At 65.5% G+C, this 18,047-nt stretch carries 18 protein-coding genes and 1 tRNA gene; 8 read left to right on the forward strand and 11 right to left on the reverse strand.

The genetic code is table 11. The features are described 5' to 3' along the window. On the forward strand, positions 1-1,212 hold the full coding sequence (metC, locus tag K3148_RS09125; protein ID WP_221424512.1) for a cystathionine beta-lyase: 1,212 nt from the start codon (positions 1-3) through the stop codon (positions 1,210-1,212). Positions 1,213-1,214: 2 nt separating this feature from the next. Further along, a complete protein-coding gene (locus K3148_RS09130) occupies positions 1,215-2,273 on the forward strand; it encodes a mechanosensitive ion channel family protein (protein ID WP_221424513.1) in 1,059 nt (352 codons plus the stop codon). A gap of 9 nt (positions 2,274-2,282) precedes the next feature. Here the strand turns inward: K3148_RS09130 and K3148_RS09135 are convergent, their stop codons facing one another. From K3148_RS09135 to obgE, 4 genes are read right to left on the reverse strand one after another with little or no spacing between them, the layout of a single operon-like run. After that, on the reverse strand, positions 2,283-3,365 hold the full coding sequence (locus K3148_RS09135) for a 2OG-Fe(II) oxygenase (RefSeq protein ID WP_221424514.1): 1,083 nt from the start codon (positions 3,363-3,365) through the stop codon (positions 2,283-2,285). Between the two features lie 41 nt (positions 3,366-3,406). Beyond that, positions 3,407-4,312, reverse strand: coding sequence for an NAD-dependent epimerase/dehydratase family protein (locus K3148_RS09140; protein ID WP_247711536.1), 906 nt, complete (start codon positions 4,310-4,312; stop codon positions 3,407-3,409). Beyond that, positions 4,309-5,430, reverse strand: a complete 1,122-nt coding sequence (proB, locus tag K3148_RS09145; RefSeq protein WP_221424516.1) for a glutamate 5-kinase — start codon at positions 5,428-5,430, stop codon at positions 4,309-4,311. The genes K3148_RS09140 and proB overlap by 4 nt, the downstream gene beginning before the upstream one ends. Positions 5,431-5,436: 6 nt before the next feature. Further along, complete coding sequence (obgE, locus tag K3148_RS09150) at positions 5,437-6,492, reverse strand: GTPase ObgE (protein ID WP_221424517.1); 1,056 nt, start codon at positions 6,490-6,492, stop codon at positions 5,437-5,439. Positions 6,493-6,681: 189 nt separating this feature from the next. On the opposite strand from obgE, the gene K3148_RS09155 reads away from it, so the two are divergent. Then, the gene (locus tag K3148_RS09155; RefSeq protein ID WP_221424518.1) at positions 6,682-7,659 is read left to right on the forward strand and encodes a helix-turn-helix domain-containing protein; all 978 of its coding nucleotides are present in this window, start codon (positions 6,682-6,684) and stop codon (positions 7,657-7,659) included. A gap of 22 nt (positions 7,660-7,681) precedes the next feature. Here the strand turns inward: K3148_RS09155 and lysA are convergent, their stop codons facing one another. The 3 genes from lysA to argH all read right to left on the reverse strand — a co-directional run bounded on the left by lysA (position 7,682) and on the right by argH (position 10,656). Next, positions 7,682-8,944, reverse strand: a complete 1,263-nt coding sequence (gene lysA / locus K3148_RS09160; RefSeq protein WP_221424519.1) for a diaminopimelate decarboxylase — start codon at positions 8,942-8,944, stop codon at positions 7,682-7,684. 78 nt (positions 8,945-9,022) lie between these two features. Further along, a complete protein-coding gene (locus K3148_RS09165) occupies positions 9,023-9,280 on the reverse strand; it encodes a hypothetical protein (RefSeq protein WP_221424520.1) in 258 nt (85 codons plus the stop codon). After that, complete coding sequence (argH, locus tag K3148_RS09170; RefSeq protein ID WP_221426674.1) at positions 9,277-10,656, reverse strand: argininosuccinate lyase; 1,380 nt, start codon at positions 10,654-10,656, stop codon at positions 9,277-9,279. Before argH ends, K3148_RS09165 begins: the two co-directional genes overlap by 4 nt. Before the next feature lie 16 nt (positions 10,657-10,672). On the opposite strand from argH, the gene K3148_RS09175 reads away from it, so the two are divergent. The 3 genes from K3148_RS09175 to K3148_RS09185 all read left to right on the forward strand — a co-directional run bounded on the left by K3148_RS09175 (position 10,673) and on the right by K3148_RS09185 (position 13,313). Beyond that, positions 10,673-11,230, forward strand: a complete 558-nt coding sequence (locus K3148_RS09175) for a TlpA family protein disulfide reductase (RefSeq protein ID WP_221424521.1) — start codon at positions 10,673-10,675, stop codon at positions 11,228-11,230. A gap of 81 nt (positions 11,231-11,311) precedes the next feature. Next, on the forward strand, positions 11,312-12,538 hold the full coding sequence (locus tag K3148_RS09180) for an NAD(P)/FAD-dependent oxidoreductase (protein ID WP_247711537.1): 1,227 nt from the start codon (positions 11,312-11,314) through the stop codon (positions 12,536-12,538). A gap of 1 nt (position 12,539) precedes the next feature. Further along, a complete protein-coding gene (locus tag K3148_RS09185; RefSeq protein ID WP_221426676.1) occupies positions 12,540-13,313 on the forward strand; it encodes a sulfite exporter TauE/SafE family protein in 774 nt (257 codons plus the stop codon). A 75-nt stretch (positions 13,314-13,388) separates the two neighbouring features. On the opposite strand, the gene K3148_RS09190 is transcribed toward K3148_RS09185, so the two are convergent. Then, positions 13,389-13,464 (reverse strand) — tRNA-Val (locus tag K3148_RS09190). Between the two features lie 69 nt (positions 13,465-13,533). Between K3148_RS09190 and K3148_RS09195 the strand changes: the two genes are divergently transcribed. Next, positions 13,534-14,508, forward strand: coding sequence for an asparaginase (locus K3148_RS09195; protein ID WP_221424522.1), 975 nt, complete (start codon positions 13,534-13,536; stop codon positions 14,506-14,508). A gap of 10 nt (positions 14,509-14,518) precedes the next feature. Here K3148_RS09195 and K3148_RS09200 read toward each other — a convergent pair whose 3' ends face one another. The 3 genes from K3148_RS09200 to fmt all read right to left on the reverse strand — a co-directional run bounded on the left by K3148_RS09200 (position 14,519) and on the right by fmt (position 17,366). Then, positions 14,519-15,628, reverse strand: coding sequence for a zinc-binding dehydrogenase (locus K3148_RS09200; protein WP_221424523.1), 1,110 nt, complete (start codon positions 15,626-15,628; stop codon positions 14,519-14,521). 83 nt (positions 15,629-15,711) lie between these two features. Next, entirely contained in the window at positions 15,712-16,461 is a 750-nt protein-coding gene (gene truA / locus K3148_RS09205) for a tRNA pseudouridine(38-40) synthase TruA (RefSeq protein WP_221424524.1), read from the reverse strand. Then, positions 16,458-17,366 (reverse strand): methionyl-tRNA formyltransferase, encoded by a 909-nt coding sequence (fmt, locus tag K3148_RS09210; protein WP_221424525.1) that lies wholly within the window; start codon positions 17,364-17,366, stop codon positions 16,458-16,460. Before fmt ends, truA begins: the two co-directional genes overlap by 4 nt. A 53-nt stretch (positions 17,367-17,419) precedes the next feature. Between fmt and recR the strand changes: the two genes are divergently transcribed. After that, entirely contained in the window at positions 17,420-18,016 is a 597-nt protein-coding gene (recR, locus tag K3148_RS09215) for a recombination mediator RecR (protein WP_221424526.1), read from the forward strand. The last annotated feature ends 31 nt before the right edge of the window (positions 18,017-18,047 follow it).

Below are 18,047 nucleotides of genomic sequence, written 5' to 3' on the forward strand. Positions count from 1 at the left end.
ATGGCGAAGGGGGGACACAAGAGCCATTCGCCCGTCACGCGGCTGGTCACCGGCGGGCGATCTGGCGACTTCGCCGAGCACGTGGTGAACCCGCCGGTCTGGCGCGCGAGCACGCATCTCTATCCCGATTGCGCGGCCCTGCGTGAGGGCGTGAAGGACAATGCGGACGGCCGCTTCTTCTACGGTCGCCGCGGCGCGCCGACGCAATGGGCGCTCTGCGAGGCGCTGACCGAGATGGAGCCGGGGGCCTCAGGCACAGTGCTCTATCCCAGCGGCGTGGCGGCGCTGGTTGGGGCGCTCTTGGCAGTGCTCAAGGCTGGCGACGTGCTGCTCGTCACCGACAACGCCTACGATCCGACGCGCGGTGCCGCGATGGGAATCCTGAAACGCTTCGGCGTCGAGCATCGTTTCTTCGATCCGCTTGACCACGCAGCCTATGAACAGGCTTTCTGCGAGCGCACGAAGGCGGTGATGCTGGAAAACCCCGGCAGCCTCACCATGGAAATCTGCGACATCCCGGCGCTGGCACACATTGCGCGGGAAAAGGGCGTAGTGAGCCTTGTCGACAACACCTGGGCGACCTCGTTCGGCTTCCCGGCGCTCGAACATGGGTGCGACATCGCGATCACCGCGCTCACCAAGCACGTCGGCGGCCATTCGGATCTGATGATGGGCGCGGCGAGTGCGGGCGAGCGCTGGTATCGCCGCCTGCGCCAGACCGCGCAGCAGCTCGGCCATGTCGTCTCGCCCGACGATGCCGCGCTTGCCCTTCGCGGTTTGCGCACCATGGGGCTGCGGCTCGAACGCGAGACGGCGAGCGCGCTGGCCTTGGCGCAGTGGCTCGAAGCGCGAAGCGAGGTCGCCCATGTGCTTTGCCCCATGCTGCCTGGTTCGATCGGCCACGATCTGTGGCAGCGCGATTTCACCGGGGGCTGCGGACTCTTCAGCTTTGTCCTGAAGGATCGCGACGATGCCGCGCGCTGCCGCCTGATCGACGCGCTCAAGCTGTTCGGCATCGGCTACAGCTGGGGCGGCTTCGAAAGCCTTGCCCTGCCGTTCGATGTCGAGCCCGTCCGAGCGAGAATGCCGTGGCCGAAAGACGGCTGGGGGGTTGAGGATCGCTACGGTATTCGCCTATCCATCGGCCTGGAAGATCCGGCCGACCTGATCGCCGATCTCGAACAGGCCTTCGCGGCGATGGACCAGGGATAGACGTGCAAGGCGAAACCACACCCGAGACAGCACCCAGCGCCGAGCCGACGCCGGTCGAACAGGCCTGGACTCTGGCCGAAGACGCGCCGGAAGAAACCAGCGTCGCCGCGGCGGAAGGCATCAAGGAAGCCGTGAGCGGCCAGAACGAGACCGTCGGTTCGATGGTCGAGGGTCTCGACGCGGTCGCGCTGAGCATGGGCGACATGCGCATTTCACTGTTCGACGTGCTGATCGTGGCCGTGATCGTCTTCGGCGTCTTGTTCATGGCGTGGTTCGTAAGCCGCCTTGCGCGCCGGATTGTGCGGCGTTTCAACAAGCTCGACGAAACCCAGCAATTGCTGGCCGAAAAGATCCTGACCATTGCCGTCTGGGCGGCGGCCTTCTTCGTCGGGATCGACCTGCTCGGCATCGACCTCACCGCGCTGGCGGTGTTCTCCGGCGCCTTCGGCCTTGCCATCGGTTTCGGCCTGCAGAAGACCTTCGGTAACCTCATTGCCGGGATCATCCTGCTGATGGACAAGTCGATCAAGCCGGGCGACGTGATCGCGGTGACCGACATGGCGGGCAACGAAAGCTTCGGCCAGATCCGCAAGATCGGCGTGCGCGCGGTTTCGGTGACGACGCGGGACCAGCGCGAATATCTCATCCCGAACGAAAACCTGATGATCAACCAGGTCGAGAACTGGTCCTATTCCTCCAAGAACGTGCGGATGCAGGTGCCGGTCGGGGTCAGCTACGAGGCGGACATGGACCTCGCCGAAAAGCTGATGCTGGAAGCGGCCAAGAGCTGCGATCGCATCCTGAAGGCCCCGCCGCCGACCGTGTGGATGAGCGAATATGGCGACAATTCTGTCAACTTCGTCATCCATTGCTGGATCAAGGACCCGGAGGATGGCGTCGGCAATGTGCGCAGCGCGGTGCTGAAAAAGCTGTGGTGGCTGTTCAAGGACAACGGGATCGAAATCCCCTTCCCGCAGCGCGACATCCACATCCGCTCCAGCGACCAGCTCGACCGCTGGTTCGAAGCGATCGCGCGCGAAGGCGGCCAGCGCGCGGACTGACCGCGCGGCCTATTTTGCCGCCACCGGCTCCTGCGCGGCGAGCTTGTCGAGATTGGCGTCCCTGATGGCGCGCGCTTCCTCGTCATAGAGGAACGGCAGGAAGGCATAGCGCTTGCCCTTCGTCACCGGTGTCGCCTCGTGCAGCAGCGAGCAGGAGAAGACCACCGCGCCGCCGGTCGGCGCGCGGTAGGTGCGCTGGCCGAACTCGGGAAAGCGCAGGTCGCCGCCCTCGTATTCATGCGCGTTGAGATTGACCGTGACGGCGAAGCGGCGATGCGCCGTGCCGAAGGTCGTGTTGTCGCGGTGCGGGCGGAAATGGCCCTTGCCCGCTTCGTAGCAGGCGACGATGTGCCGCTCGATGCGGGTCGCCTTGAAGGCGAAGGCGCGCTCGATGGCCGGGGCGACCCGCCGAGCGATCCGCTGCGACAGCGCCTGAATCAGCTTGGGGTCGGTAATGGTGGTATCGCGGCGCTGCTTGAAGCCATCATCGAGGATATGTGTGGTCTTGCCGTTCACATCGCGCATGAAGCCCGAGGGCGTGCCGCCATCGTTTTCGTAAAGCGAGATAAGGTGCTTGCACAGGGCTTCGTCGAACACGCCGGGGACAGTCAGTACCGGCGCCCAGCTGTCCTCGACCTCCGGCAGGCGGCGCTTCAATTCGGCAAGCGCAGCCTCGCCTTCCGTCACCGGATAGCGGCCGACGATGCGCAATTCGCGGTCGAGCAGGACCCAGAACGGCTCGTAGCGCTGGTCATCCAGCGCCGCGCCATAGGTCCGGCTCACGGCGCGGTCGTAATCGAGGAAGTGGCGAATGCCCGGCAATTCCTGCGCGATCCGCTTTTGCGCAACATCGGACGGGTCGACCGTGACGCCGAAGAAGATCGCGTTCTCGTCGTCGAATAAAGCGCGGTTGGCCTTCATCAGGTCGAGCGCCTCTTTCGCCGCCGGCTGGCTCGCCGTGCCGTAGAACAGCATCAGCACATGGCGCCCGCCGACCGAATGGAAGGCGTAGCGGTCCGCCCCGTCTAGGGCCTTGGCGTGGAACCATGGGGCGTAATCGCCGGTCACGGGAGGCGGTGTCATGGCAGTCATGCAGCGCTTTTATCGCGCGCACTCGCCCCCCGCAATCGTGCTTAGAGCCAGCCCTCGCGCTCGTACCAGCGGGCGGTCATGGCGAGGCCTTGCGGGCCGAAGATGCGCGGTGTCCAAACCTCTGGTGGCGCGGCGCGTTCGGGGCGGCAGACCCAGTCGGGATGGGCCATGTAGCCGACCCGGTCGGGAGTGAGCTTCGCCTCATCTCCGCGCAGCAATCGGTCGCCGCGGGCGGCAAGCTTGAGGATGGGTTTGGGCAGGTGCGGAGCGAAAACCTTGCGGCCCACCGCACTGCCGATCAGCCGCGCCAGTTCGCCATGCTCGTAGCCACCCGCCTTGCCGTCATCGGGTTCGAGCGTCGCGCCCGGGGCAACACCCGCCGGGGCAAGCGCGAGCAGGCATTCTGCAAGATCGTCGACATGGATGATCGAGGTGTGGCCGCGCGGCGGGACGGGCACGACGCCGTATTTTGCCGAGCGGAACAGTTCGAACATATCCTTGTCGCGCGGGCCGTAGACGGCAGGCGGACGGACAATCGTGAAGTCGAACCCGCTTGTCTCGACAAAACCCTCCGCCTTCGCCTTGGACGCGCCGTAGAGCGAGAGCGAGGGCTCGCGCGCCGAGAGCGAAGAGATGAAGACGAAGCGCTGGACACCTGCCGCGCGCGCTGCATCCATGAGCCGCGTCGTCCCCTCGACATTGGCAACGTCGAACTGGCGCGGATCGGGCGTGTTGGTAAGGCCTGCGACATGGATGACGCTGTCGGCGCCTTGGCACAGGCGCTCGAGAGAGGCGCTGTCCGACAGGCTCCCCTCGACCCAGGTCACCCCTTCGCGCTGCTCTTGGCTGCGGCGGGTCAGGGCGCGAACCTCGATACCCTGCCGCTCGGCCGCATCGAGCACCGCTTGGCCTACGAAGCCGGTCGCTCCGGTCAGTGCGACTATCACGCGCGCACCATATGATCGCGGTGCACGACGGCGGCGCGCGGGGCATAGCCCAATTTGTCCGACTGCTGGTCTTCTCGCAGGCCGAGGATCGCGCGGCATTCCTCGGCTGTGTATTCTACGAGGCCTTGTCCCAGCCGTTCGCCTTTCGCGCCGTGGATGGCGACGAGGTCGCCGCGGCGAAAATCGCCCTCGACCTCGGTCAGTCCGGCGGCAAGGAGGCTCGCGCCGTTGGCCAGCGCCGCGGTGCAGCCTTCGTCAACGGTCAGCACGCCCGCGGGCGCGAGGCGGCCGGAGAGCCACGCCTTGCGCGCGCTTTCGTCGCCCTGCGGCCGGAACAGCGTCCCGCGCCCGGCGTCCAGCGCGCGGGCGATGGGTGAGGGGTGGGTTCCGTTTATGATGGCGAGCGCGATGCCCGCACGTTCGGCGATGCGGGCGGCCTGCAGCTTGGCGAGCATTCCGCCCGAGCCGAGGCCGGAGGTGCTTTCGCCCGTCGCCATGGCGATCACTTCGGGCGTCACGCCTTCCACCGTCTCGACCAGTTTTGCGCCGTCCTCTCTCGGATCGCGGTCGTAGAGACCGTCGACATCGGACAGCAGCAGCACCGCTTCGGCCTGCGCCGCCTGCGCCACCCGCGCGGCGAGCCGGTCGTTGTCGCCGAAGCGAATTTCCTCGGTCGCGACGCTGTCGTTCTCATTGACCACGGGGATTGCGCCAGCCTCGATCAGCCGTTCGAGCGTGGCGGAGGCGTTGAGATAGCGCCTTCGGTCTTCAAGATCGTCCAGCGTGACGAGCATCTGCGCCGCGATCAGGCCGTGCTGTCCCAGCATTTCGGACCACAACCGCGCCAGTTCGACCTGTCCCACGGACGCCGCGGCCTGCGCGTCGGCAAGGCTCCCGCGACCGCCCTTCGGAAGGCCCAGCTTGGCCGCTCCCAAGGCAATGGCGCCCGACGAGACCACGATAACCTGCGAGCCCGATGCCCCGATCCGCGCGATTTCCTGCGCCAGCGAGGCCAGCCATTCGCCGCGCGCCTTGCCTTCGCTGATGAGCAGGGCCGAGCCGACCTTGATTACCAGCCGCTTGGCGTCACGCAGTCCGGAAAGCGTCGTCACCGTCATGGGGCGTCAGATGGGCGACCAGTCGGGCTCGTCGCCCTCGTCCTCGACCTCTTCGGCCTGCGTTTCGGTGGAGGTGCGATCGGGCAGATAGGATAGCGTCGCGTCGAGCAATTCCTCAATGCCTTCGCCGGTCGCGCCCGAAATGGTGAAGACCTTGTCGGCGCCTGCGGCCAGCAATTCCTCGGCGAAGGCTTGGCCCAGTTCCGTGTCGGCAAGGTCGAGCTTGTTGAGCGCGACCAACTGCGGTTTATCCGACAGGCCTGCGCCATAGGCTTCCAGTTCGGCGTTCACCGTCTGGTAGGCCTCTGCCGGGTCCTGCCCGGCGATGTCGATCAGGTGGATCAGCACGCGGCAACGCTCGATATGGCCGAGGAAGCGGTCGCCGATCCCGGCGCCTTCCGCTGCGCCCGCGATCAGGCCGGGGATGTCGGCCAGCACGAATTCACGGCCCTTGTGTCGCACCACGCCCAGCTTGGGGACGAGGGTGGTGAAGGCGTAGTCGCCGACCTTTGCCTTGGCGTTGGTCACTTGGTTGATGAAGGTGCTCTTGCCCGCGTTGGGCAGGCCGAGGAGGCCGACATCGGCCAGCAGCTTCAGCCGCAACCAGACCCACATTTCCTCGCCCGGAATGCCCGGCTGGTGCTGGCGCGGGGCGCGGTTGGTGGAGCTTTTATAACTGGCGTTGCCGCGGCCACCCATGCCGCCTTCGAGAAAGACGATCTCCTGGCCGACCTCGGTGAAATCGGCGAGCACCTCTTCCTTGTCTTCCGAGAGGACCTGCGTGCCCACCGGCACATCGATCACCAGGTCGGGCGCGCCCGCACCGGTCTTGTCCTTGCCCTGTCCGTGCATGCCGCGCTTGGCCTTGAAATGCTGCGCGTAGCGGAAGTCGATGAGCGTGTTGAGGCCCTGCACGGCGCGGAAGACGATATCGCCGCCCTTGCCGCCGTTGCCGCCGTCGGGGCCGCCGTATTCGATATACTTTTCGCGCCGGAAGCTGACGGCGCCGGGGCCGCCCGCACCGGACTTGAGATAGATTTTGGCCTGGTCGAGAAAATGCATGGAAGCGCCCCTAATCGCTTTTCGCGCGCAAAGCGAGGCGCTTGGTCAACCTTAGCGAGTGAAGAAAGCCAATTGGGCCTTCTTGCCCCGGCCTCGCGTCAATTGCCTGTGTCCTCGTCGCTCCAATCTTGACAAGGACCCCTTTTGTTCTCACTTAGTTCCATCTGATTCGCAGGGGAGATCGCAGGGATGCAGGCCGATTTTTCGTATGAGCCCGTCCATGACGGGGCCGGATGCCAGATGAGCGTGACCGTGCTCGCCGACCGTGATGGGGTGCGTGACGAGATGCGCTGCGATGCCGAGGCGGCGGGATTTCGCGTGCTCGAATGCTGCGGGTTCGACGAATTTGCCAGCGGGGCGAGCGGGGCGCTGGGCGACCTCGTGCTGGTCGATTGCGGAGAGGTCGATCCGGCCTGCCTAGCGCTTTTGTCGCGGCTCGATATGCGCTGCGGGAAATCGGGGGCGCAGCTGGTCGTCTCCACCACGATGGAAGCGCTCGACGCGGTGTTCGGCTGCTTTGCCATGTCGGGCGCGCAGATCCTCGTTGATCCCGGCCGGGCCGAGCGCGTTATCGCCATCGGGAGGGTGCTGGCGGATGTCCCGAACCTGCGTCTTCGCGAGCTGGCGGAAGAGGACCGGCTGATGGTCCTGCGCCTGACCGAGCAGGTCAGCAAGCTGGCTGCAAGGCTGGAAGGGCTCTCTCCCGGACAGGGTGAGGGCGGCGGTGCGTTCCGGCTGGCCTCTCCCGTACAGGACTGGAAAGCGAGCGGTGACCATTATGTCATGGTGGACGCAGCCGATGCTCCGCAGCTGCCGCGCGGCGATGTCATCCGCAAGCTGATCCGCGCGCGTCAGCTGCGGGCGCGTTTCTTCGATGCCGAACTCTTTGCGGATCCGGCGTGGGACATTCTGCTCGACCTTGCCGCTGCCCGGTCGGAGCGCGCGCAGGTTTGCGTGACCTCGCTGTGCATTGCGGCAGGTGTGCCGGCGACCACGGCGCTGCGCTGGATCTCGCAGATGGTCGACAGCGGGCTCCTCATGCGCATTCCCGATCCCGCCGACCGCAGGCGCGCGCATATTGCGCTGACCGATGGCACGACCGACCTCATGGCGCGCTATTTTGCCGCCGTCGAAGTGGGCGCGATGGGCGAATTGCAGGCGGTTTAGGGCGGGTGCCGGATTTCTGGAGTTAGTCGACCAGCCACTCCGGCACACGCTCGGCGTCCATGATCGCCCCTGCGGCGATACGGTCCGCGACCACGGCGTATTTGTCGCCATCGACCAGCACCTCGGCCACGAAACCGCGCGAATTGTAGCTCGACGCCATGGTCGCACCATAGGCGCCCGCGGTGCGGAACACGGCGAGGTCTCCTGCGCCCAGGACGTCGATTTCGCGATCCATGGCAAAGGTGTCGCCCGTTTCGCAGATCGGCCCGACGATATGCGCGATGGTTTTCTCGCCGGTCGGCTCGACCGCTTCGAAATCGTGCCAGGCCCCGTACATGGCGGGGCGGGCCAGATCGTTCATGGCGGCGTCTACCACGAGGAAGGGCCGCTCGATCCCGCGCTTCACCCGGATGACGCGGGTGAGCAGGACGCCGGCGTTGCCTGCAATGACGCGGCCGGGTTCGAACATCAGCTGCACGTTCCAGTCCTTGGTCACGCGGGCCACCATGGCCCCGTATTCGGCCGGGGCGGGCAATTCCTCGCCTGCCTTGTAGGGGACGCCGAGACCGCCGCCGAGGTCGGCATGGGTGACCGTGCAGCCGCCCGCGCGCAATTCCTCGATCAGTGTGCCGACCTTGCCGAAGGCGGTTTCCAGCGGCTCTAGATCGGCCAGCTGGCTACCGATGTGAACCGCGATCCCGCGCATATCGAGACCGTCTTCCTTCGCCAGCGCCGTATAGATCGCAGCCGCGCGATCGAGTGGAACGCCGAACTTGTTCTCGCGCTTGCCGGTGGAGATCTTCTCATGCGTGCGCGCGTCGACATCGGGATTGACGCGCAGGGCGCAGGCCGCGCGCTTGCCGAAACGGCGGGCGATGGCGGCCAGCTCGTAGCCCTCTTCCTCGCTCTCGATGTTGAACTGGCCGATGCCTTCTTCGAGCCCCTGCTGCAATTCCGCATGGGTCTTGCCGACGCCGGAGAAGACGATGTCCTTGGGCTTCATCCCCGCCTTCAGCGCACGCGTCAGCTCGCCGCCCGAAACCACGTCGGCACCATAGCCCTCGTTCGCCAGCACGCGCAGCACGGCAAGGTTGGGATTGGCCTTTACGGCGAAGGCGATGTGTGGCTGTTTCAGCTCCGAAAGAGCGTCGCGAAATACGCGCGCATGGCGCACAAGGGTCGCGCGCGAATAGACATAGACAGGCGTGCCGACTTCCTCGGCAATCAGGGGGAGGGGCACGTCTTCTGCGAAGAGCACGCCGCTGCGGTGCTGGAAATGGTCCATGGCAGCGTCCCATGCCGCCGCGCCTCGGCAGAGTCGAGACAGCTTAGGTTCGCGAGAGATTATCTCGCCTTGACGCGATCAGGCGGGATCGTCGTCCTCTTCGGGCGGCAGGTCGAAGGGATCGTCCTCGCGCTCTTCGGAACGCGTGCGCAATTCGACCGAGCGATCGGGCGCGGCCTGCGTGTCGAGTTCGAGGAGGTCACGCGCGTCAGGCTGTACTTCCGCGCCGAAGGGTTTGGGCGGCAGGCTCTGTCCTGCAACCGGCGTCAATTCGGCCTTCTGCCCGCAGGCGGATAGTGCGACCAGCGCGGCAAGGGCGGCAAAAGTGCGTGTCACGATGCGAAATTCTCCAGCCGCTTGCGGGCTTCTTCGACCTGCTCCCTAACACGGACCGGCGCGGTCCCGCCATAGGAAGCGCGCGCGGCGACCGAAGCGTCCACCGAAAGCGCGTCGAACACGCGCTCGTCGATCCGTGTGTCGATGCTCTTGAGATCATCGATCGACAGTCCGTCGAGGGCGACACCCTTCTCGTCGGCGAGTTTGACAGCCGCGCCGGTGATGTGGTGCGCCTCGCGGAAGGGGATGTCGGCTTGCCGTACCAGCCAGTCGGCGAGATCGGTCGCGGTGGCGTGGCCCGCCTCGGCCGCCTCCCGCATGCGAGCGGTCTGGAACGTAGTGTCTGCGACCATTCCGGCCATGGCGGCAAGGCTCAGGTCGAGAAGGCCCGCCGCCTCGAAAACGGGCGGCTTGTCGTCCTGCATGTCCTTGGAATAGGCGAGCGGCAGGCCCTTCATGGTCACCATGACGCTGGTCGCGCAGCCGATCACCCGCCCCGCATGGCCGCGCACCAGTTCGGCCGCGTCGGGATTGCGCTTCTGCGGCATGATCGAACTGCCGGTCGAGAGCGTGTCGGGCAGTTTCACGAAGCCGAAGGGCTGGCTCGCCCAGATGATGAATTCCTCCGCCAGCCGCGACAGGTGGAGCGAACACTGGCTGGCCGCCATCAGGTAATCGAGCGCGAAATCGCGGTCGGACACGGCGTCGAGACTGTTGCGGGTGGGCGCCGCAAAGCCGAGCGCGGAGGCCGTCATCTCGCGGTCGACGTCGAAGCCGGTCCCCGCCAGCGCCGCCGATCCCAGCGGGCACTCGTCCATCCGCACCAGCGCGTCCGCGAAGCGCGAACGGTCGCGCATGAGCATCTCGAAATAGGCGAGGAGGTGATGGCCGAGCGTAACCGGCTGCGCGGTCTGCAAATGCGTGAAGCCGGGCATGATGCTGTCCGCGTGTTCGCCTGCCCGCCCGACCAGCGCACCCAGCACGGCGTCGATGCCTGCGATCGCGCGCTGCATGGCGCTGCGCACCCACATACGGAAGTCGGTCGCCACCTGGTCGTTGCGGCTGCGCGCGGTGTGGAGGCGTCCGGCAGCGGGGCCGACGATCTCGGTGAGGCGCGATTCCACGGTCATGTGGATGTCCTCGAGGTCCCAGTCCTCGGGCACGCCGTCGCGCTCGTATTCGGCCGCGACCTGCTGCAGCCCCTCGTCGATCGCCTTGGCGTCGGCCTCGCTGACGATGCCCTGCTTCGCCAGCATGGCGACATGCGCGCGGCTGCCTGCGATATCCTCGCGCCAGAGCGCCTTGTCGAAGGGGATCGAGGCGTTGATTTCGCGCATGATCGCGCTAGGCCCTTCGGCGAACCTGCCGCCCCACATGCTGTTGGAGCCCTGATTGTCCCGCTTTTCGCTCACGCTCGTATCCATTTTCGCCCTGTCGCTGGCCGCCTGCGATAGGAGCGCACCCGACGCGGCGCAAGAAAGCGGTGCTTCGAGCGCGGCAAGCGGCGAGATCGACCGCGGCAACGCGGGCGCGCTGATGCCTGCCGCCAATTTGCGTGACCTCGAGGAACGCGAACTCAATCTCGGAGCGGTGCAGGGCACGCCAGTGCTGCTCAACCTGTGGGCGACGTGGTGCGCGCCCTGCATCAAGGAAATGCCGCTGCTCGACGAACTGGCGGGCGACTATGGCGAAAGCTTGCGGGTCCTCACCGTGAGCCAGGACATGGGCGGCCCCGACAAGGTGGCGGATTTCTTCGCCCAGAACCGATTCGATCACCTGGAATCCTGGATGGACCCGCAGGCCGAACTCGGCTTCGCGCTGGGCGGTGGCTCGCTGCCCACCACCGTCATGTACGACGCGCAGGGGCAGGAAGTCTGGCGCGTGCGCGGCGACTACGACTGGTCGAGCGAAGAAGCGCGCGCAGCCATTGACGCGGTGCTGGCCAACTGAGTCTCCCCCTTGTGCGAAGCGCCCTTATGGTAGATAAGGTTTTTCTAATATAAGGTGGGAAAAGCGCGAGAGGACACGATCTTGGCCAGTGACAACAGCGATTTCGAGATTGTTATCATCGGCGGAGGCGCGGCAGGGATTGCCACCGCAGCGTCGCTTCACAAGCGAGAGCCGAGCCTCAAGATCGCAATCATAGAGCCTTCCGGCACGCATTACTATCAACCGGGCTGGACGATGGTCGGTGGCGGCGTATTTGATCCCGAGCAGACTGCGCGAGAGATGGCGCGGGTCATGCCGGATTACGTATCGTGGATTCGCCAATCGGCTGCTGCATTCGAGCCCGGCGATAACACCGTCATCCTCGCTGACGGGTCGCGGATCAAATATGTCTTTCTTGTCGTAGCCGCGGGTCTGCAGCTCGATTGGGATGGCGTTGAAGGGCTCTCCGACACGCTCGGGCGGAACGGCGTGACATCGAATTACCGTTTCGACCTCGCTCCCTACACATGGGAGCTCGTGCAGCAATTGCGGTCTGGAAAAGCGCTGTTCACGCAGCCGCCCATGCCGATCAAATGCGCAGGCGCGCCGCAGAAGGCGATGTATCTGTCCTGCTCGGAATGGCAAAAGAGGGGTGTTCTCAAGGACATCGATGTTCACTTCCACAATGCAGGCGGCGTGCTGTTCGGGGTGGCCGAATATGTTCCTGCCCTGATGGAGTACGTCGAGCGCTACGGTATCTCGCTCGATCTGAACGAACGCCTGACGGCAGTGGACGGGAGTGCGAAGACGGCCACATTTGCGACCGAGAACGGCAGCAAGACCGTTGAATTCGACATGCTGCACGTTTGCCCCCCGCAATCCGCACCCGACTTCATAAAATCCAGTCCGCTTGCAGGTGAGGGCGGTTGGGTCGACGTCGATCAGGAGACCCTTCGCCACGCGCGGTACGACAACGTGTTTGCCTTGGGGGATTGCTCCAACACCCCGAATGCGAAGACCGCCGCCGCGGCTCGCAAGCAGGCGCCGATCGTCGCAAGCAATCTGATCGCCACGATCCTGGGCAAGCCACTTCCCTCGCGATACGATGGTTATGGCAGTTGCCCGCTAACGGTCGAGCACGGCAAGATCGTACTCGCCGAATTCGGCTACGGCGGAAAGCTTCTGCCAAGCTTCCCGGGATGGGCGCTCGACGGACGCAAGCCTACCCGACGCGCATGGGTGCTGAAGGCCGATGTCCTGCCGAGGATCTATTGGGAGGCCATGCTCAAGGGCCGCGAATGGCTGGTCAAACCGGGACACGTTGGCTGAGATGGATCTGGTCTACTGGCTCTCGGGCGCGCTTTCGGGTGGTGCCACGGGCTTCGTGCTCGGTCTGATCGGTGGGGGCGGATCGATCCTTGCCGTACCGCTGATGGTCTATGTGGTGGGCGTCGCCAATCCTCATACGGCAATCGGGACCAGCGCGCTTGCCGTGGCAGCGAACGCGCTTGCCGGTCTTGTGAACCATGCGCGCGCAGGCACGGTCAAATGGCCCTGCGGCATGACCTTCGCCGCCGCCGGGATCCTCGGCGCGCTGGCCGGATCGACGGTGGGCAAGAATTTCGACGGGCAGAAGCTCCTGTTCCTGTTCGCCTTGCTGATGCTGGTGGTCGGCGTACTGATGCTGCGCGGCAAGGGGCGGGTGGCGGATGACGATGTGCATCTCGACCGGGGCAACGCACCCAAGCTGCTCGCCAACGGCCTCGGAGCCGGTGCGGTCTCGGGTTTTTTCGGCATCGGCGGCGGCTTCCTGATCGTGCCCGGCCTGCTCGGTGCGACGCGCATGCCGATGATCAACGCGGTGGGCACCAGCCTCGTCGCGGTGACCGCTTTCGGAATCACCACGGCGGGCAATTACGCCCTGTCGGGCTATGTCGACTGGGCGCTGGCAGGCGTTTTCGTGGCAGGCGGTGTGGTCGGTAGCCTGCTGGGCACGCGCCTTGCGCGCAAGTTGTCGAGCACCGGTGCGCTCACGAACATCTTCGCAGGCGTGATCTTCCTCGTCGCTGCCTACATGCTATGGCAAAGCTGGATGGCGATGTAAGGGGAGGCGCCCGTCGCTTGCGCTCGGGAGTTTTGATGCAAATCCATCCTCCGGATGGATTTGTCTTATCGAAACTGGTGGGCGCTGACGGGCTCGAACCGCCGACCCTCTCGGTGTAAACGAGATGCTCTACCAACTGAGCTAAGCGCCCCGACCGGTATCGGGTGAAGCGCCACATAGCGCGGCTGACACATAAATCAATTGCCGCTAACGCGCCTTCATGACGAAACTCACCGTTCTTGCCACCGGCGGCACTATTGCCGGCATCGCCGGCTCGGCCATCGCCCAGGATTACCGGGCTGGCGAGATCGGAATCGAGGATTATCTCGAAAAAGTCGGCGGGCTGGGGCTGGAGGCGGAGCTTTCGGGCCGCCAGATCGCCAATATCGATTCTGCCGACATGGGCCCGGCGGTATGGAACGCCCTGCACCCCGCGATACTGGAGGCCCTGGCCGACCCCGAATGTTCGGGCGTCATCGTCACCCACGGCACCGACACGCTGGAGGAAACCGCCTTTCTCCTCGACCTGACGCTGCCCGCCGACAAGCCGGTGGTGGTAGTCGGTGCGATGCGGCCTGCCGATGCCGTGGGCTATGACGGCTTGCGGAATTTCGCCAATGCCGTGCGCGTTGCCAGCGATCCGCAAGCCGCCGGGCGCGGCGTGCTGGTGGTGATGGGCGACCGCGTGTTCGCCGCGCGAGATGTGCGCAAGGTCCGCACGCGCGGGACCGAGGCGTTTCGCGGCTTCCCACGCGAATCCATCGGCTTGGTCACACCCTCGACGCTCGAATGGTTCGGCGCGCCCTGGCGGCAGGGCAAGGCGGCGCTGTCCGACTGGTACGACGACCTGCCCGAAGTCGTGATCGTCTATGTCCATGCGGCGCTCTGCGCGGAGGAAGTGTTGCGGCTGGTGGGCGAGGACACGCGCGGCATCGTGCTGGCCGGGGTGGGCGAGGGCAACATGCCCGAACGCGTGCGGCAGGAACTGGCGCTGTTCGCGCAAAACGGCATTCCCGTGGTCCGGGCGAGCCGTGCCGACGAAGGGCTGGTGGACCGCGAGCCCGAAGACGACGCCAACCGCTTCGTCGCCGCGCGCGCGCTCAATCCGCAAAAGGCGCGCATCCTTTTGCAGCTGCTGGTGGCGGGCGGGATCACCGACCCCGCCGCCATCCAGCGCAAATTCGACCGCCGCTAGGCCGGCGCGATCAGCCCTGAGGCGTGACGAGGTACTTCTCGCCCGTCTTCATCTGGCGATAATCGAGGATCGCGTCCTTCGTCAGCATGCCTTTCAGATTGACCTTGGTCTTGTAGCTGCTGTCAAAGGTGGTGGTCAGGTTGTCGAGCACGCGCTTGCGCATCCGCATCACCGTTTCCATGCCTGCGTTCTGCAGGAACGGCGTCAGCAACCAGCCCGACAGCGTCCAGCCGAAGCCATAGGCCGGCGTCAGCACGGTCGGGCCGAAATCGAGGCGGCCGTAAATGAACATGCGCTTCGCCTGGTTCGAACCATAGCGCGAATATTCGCTCATCTGGGATACGGCGACCTGCTCCATCGCCTTGAAGCAGCTGTCGACCATCTGGCCGCCGCCGATGGGATCGAAGCCGTAGAAGGCGCCCGTTTCCGAAATCGCCCCGCGCAGCTGGTCCATGAAATCGTCGTCGGACGAGTTCACGACATGCTTTGCGCCCTGCGATTTCAGCAGTTCGGCCTGATCGTCCTTGCGCACGATATTGACCAGATCCATGCCGTCCTCGAGGCAGATGCGGTTGAGCATCTGGCCAAGGTTCGACGCGCCCACGGTGTGCAGGATCGCCTTCTGGCCGTCGGCCTTGGCGTTTTCGACAAAGCCCAGCGCCGTCATCGGATTGACGAAGCTCGACGCGCCCGTCTCGCTGCTGTGGTCTCCTAGCGGCAGGCACATGGCGGCATCCGCAATGGCGTACTGGCTGAAAGCGTTGCCCGGCACGCAGGCGACGCGCTGGCCCATGAGCGCCTTGGCCATGTCGCTGTCACCGGTGGCGACGACGGTGCCGGCGCCTTCGTTGCCGGCGGGCAGCTTCTGTCCGTGACGCGCCTTGCTGCCGGTGTTGAACGGTTCGGGCATCTTGGCGACGACCTTGCCGGGCGAATAATCCGCGTTCTCGAAATCGGCAGCCCCGGTCAGGATCGCGAGGTCCGACGGGTTGATCGGCGCCGCTTCCATCTTGACCAGCACCTGGTTGCCGGTCGGCTCAGGGAAGGTGACGTCCTCCAGTTCGAGCGTGAGCGTGCCGTCGCTGGTCAGCGTGGTGAAAAGCTGTTTGCCGGTGGTCATCCAATTCCCTTTCGTTGCGGTTCGAAACCTGTTTGTGGGCCTCGCTACGCCTCGTTCAAGGGCTTGGCTAGGGTGCCGTTACGTCAGGCGTCGTCCGGATAGGTCGCATCGACGAAGTAGAGCCCGTGGGGCGGCGCGTTAAGACCGAGCGCCTGCCGATCCTTCGCTTCCAGCGCCTCTGCCAGCTGCTCCTCGCGCCAGCGCCCCATGCCGACGAGCGCTAGGCAACCGACCATCGAACGCACCTGATGGTGGAGGAAGCTGCGGGCGGCGGCGTGGATGCGCACCTCGTCACCTTCGCGCTCGACGTCGAGCCGGTCGAGTGTTTTCACCGGGCTTTGTGACTGGCACTGGACCGATCGGAAGGTGGTGAAATCGTGGAGGCCGACGAGCGCCTTGGCGGCGCGGTCCATCGCCTCGTGGTCGAGGTCCTGCGGGACCTGCCATAGCCGGTTGCGCTTCAGCGTCAGGGGCGCGCGGCGGTTGGCGATGCGGTAGACGTAGGAGCGACCCGTACAGGAAAAGCGCGCGTGCCAGTCGTCGGGCACGACCTCGCAATGGGTCACCGCGATGGGGTCTGGGCGGACCTGCGCGTTCAGCGCTTCCATCAGGCGGAAGGGCGCGATGTCCTTTTCGATATCCATGTGGCTGCGCATGGCGAGCGCGTGGACACCCGTATCGGTGCGGCCCGCGCTGAAGAGGCGCACGTCTTCGCCAGTGACGCGATACGCCGCTTCCTCGAGCGATTGCTGCACGCTCGGCCCGTTGTCCTGCCGTTGCAGCCCGACAAAAGGCGTCCCGTCGAATTCGATGGTAAGCGCGAAGCGGGTCACGATAGCGTGGCGCCCTTCTCGATAGCGTTGCCGCGCTGGAATTCCGCCCGGTCCATTGCGGGCTTGCCTGCGCGCTGGAGGCGTAGGGGGCGGATCGCGCCGTCGCCGCAAGCGATGGTGAGGTCGTCGTCGACCACCGTCCCCGCCTCTCCCGAGCCTTCGCCTACCTCGGCGCGCAGGAATTTGACCCGCGCTCCGTCCACTTCCGACCACGCGCCAGGGAAGGGTGAGAGACCGTGGATATGACGAACCACTTCCTCGGCAGTGCGCGACCAGTCGATCCGCGCCTCGGCCTTGTCGATCTTTTTGGCGTAGGTCGCCGCGCCGTCGTCCTGTTCCACCGCGTGCAGCGCGTCGAGGTCGATCAGCGTGCCGACCATCAATTGCGCGCCCAGCTCTGCCAGTTCTTCGGTCAGTTCGCCGGTGGTCTTGTCTTCCACCGGCGTGCGTACGGTGGCGAGCATGGGGCCGGTGTCGAGGCCCGCTTCCATCTGCATGATCGTCACGCCGGTCACCTCGTCGCCTGCCATGATCGAGCGATGGATCGGCGCCGCCCCGCGCCAGTGCGGCAGCAGCGAGGCATGGACGTTGAGGCAACCATGCTTCGGCGCATCGAGCACCGCTTGGGGCAGGATCAGGCCATAGGCCGCGACCACGCCGACATCGGCATCGAGCGCTGCAAATTTCTCTTGTTCCTCAGCCGATTTGAGCGAAGTCGGGTGGCGTACCTCGATGCCAAGCCTTTCGGCCAGCTGGTGGACGGGCGTCTTGGTAAGTTCCTTGCCGCGGCGCCCGCCGGGGCGGGGCGGCTGGGTGTAAACGCACACCACCTCATGCGCGGCATCGACCAGCGCCTGCAGCGTCGGCACGGCAAATTCCGGCGATCCCATGAAGATTATGCGCATGAAGCCTCTGTCTGGCCTTTCTCTGTTCCGCCAAGGCCCCTATCTGTGCCTCCATGGCATCGCAAGAGATCGAGACGCTGGCCTCCGCGCTGGCCCGCCTTCCCGGCCTCGGCCCGCGCAGCGCGCGGCGCGCCGTGCTGTGGCTGGTGAAACGCCGCGAAAGCGCGCTGCCCGCGCTGCTCGAAGCGCTTGCCACGGTGGGCGAGGCGCTGGTTGAATGCGACACTTGCGGCAATGTCGACACCACCAACCCCTGCGGCATCTGCGCCGACCCGCGCCGCGACGGCAAGGGACTGTGCGTGGTGGAGGACGTGGCCGACCTCTGGGCACTTGACCGCGCGAAACTCTTCACCGGCAAATACCATGTGCTCGGCGGCAAACTGTCCGCGCTCGACGGCATCCGCCCCGAGGACCTCAACATCGCGAGCCTGCTGTCCCGGGTCGAGGAAGGCGGGGTGGACGAGGTCGTCCTCGCCATGAACGCCACCTTGGAAGGCCAGACCACCGCGCATTACCTCGCCGAGCGGCTGGAGGACTTCCCCGTCCGCATCACCCAGCTTGCCCATGGCCTGCCGGTGGGAGGCGAACTCGACTATCTCGATGAGGGCACTCTGGCTCAGGCGCTGCGCGCCCGCAGGCCGCTCGGCTAAGCGATAACTGTGTCCGCCCCATTTCGATTGA

The organism is Qipengyuania aurantiaca, assembly GCF_019711375.1.
Classification (GTDB): domain Bacteria; phylum Pseudomonadota; class Alphaproteobacteria; order Sphingomonadales; family Sphingomonadaceae; genus Qipengyuania; species Qipengyuania aurantiaca.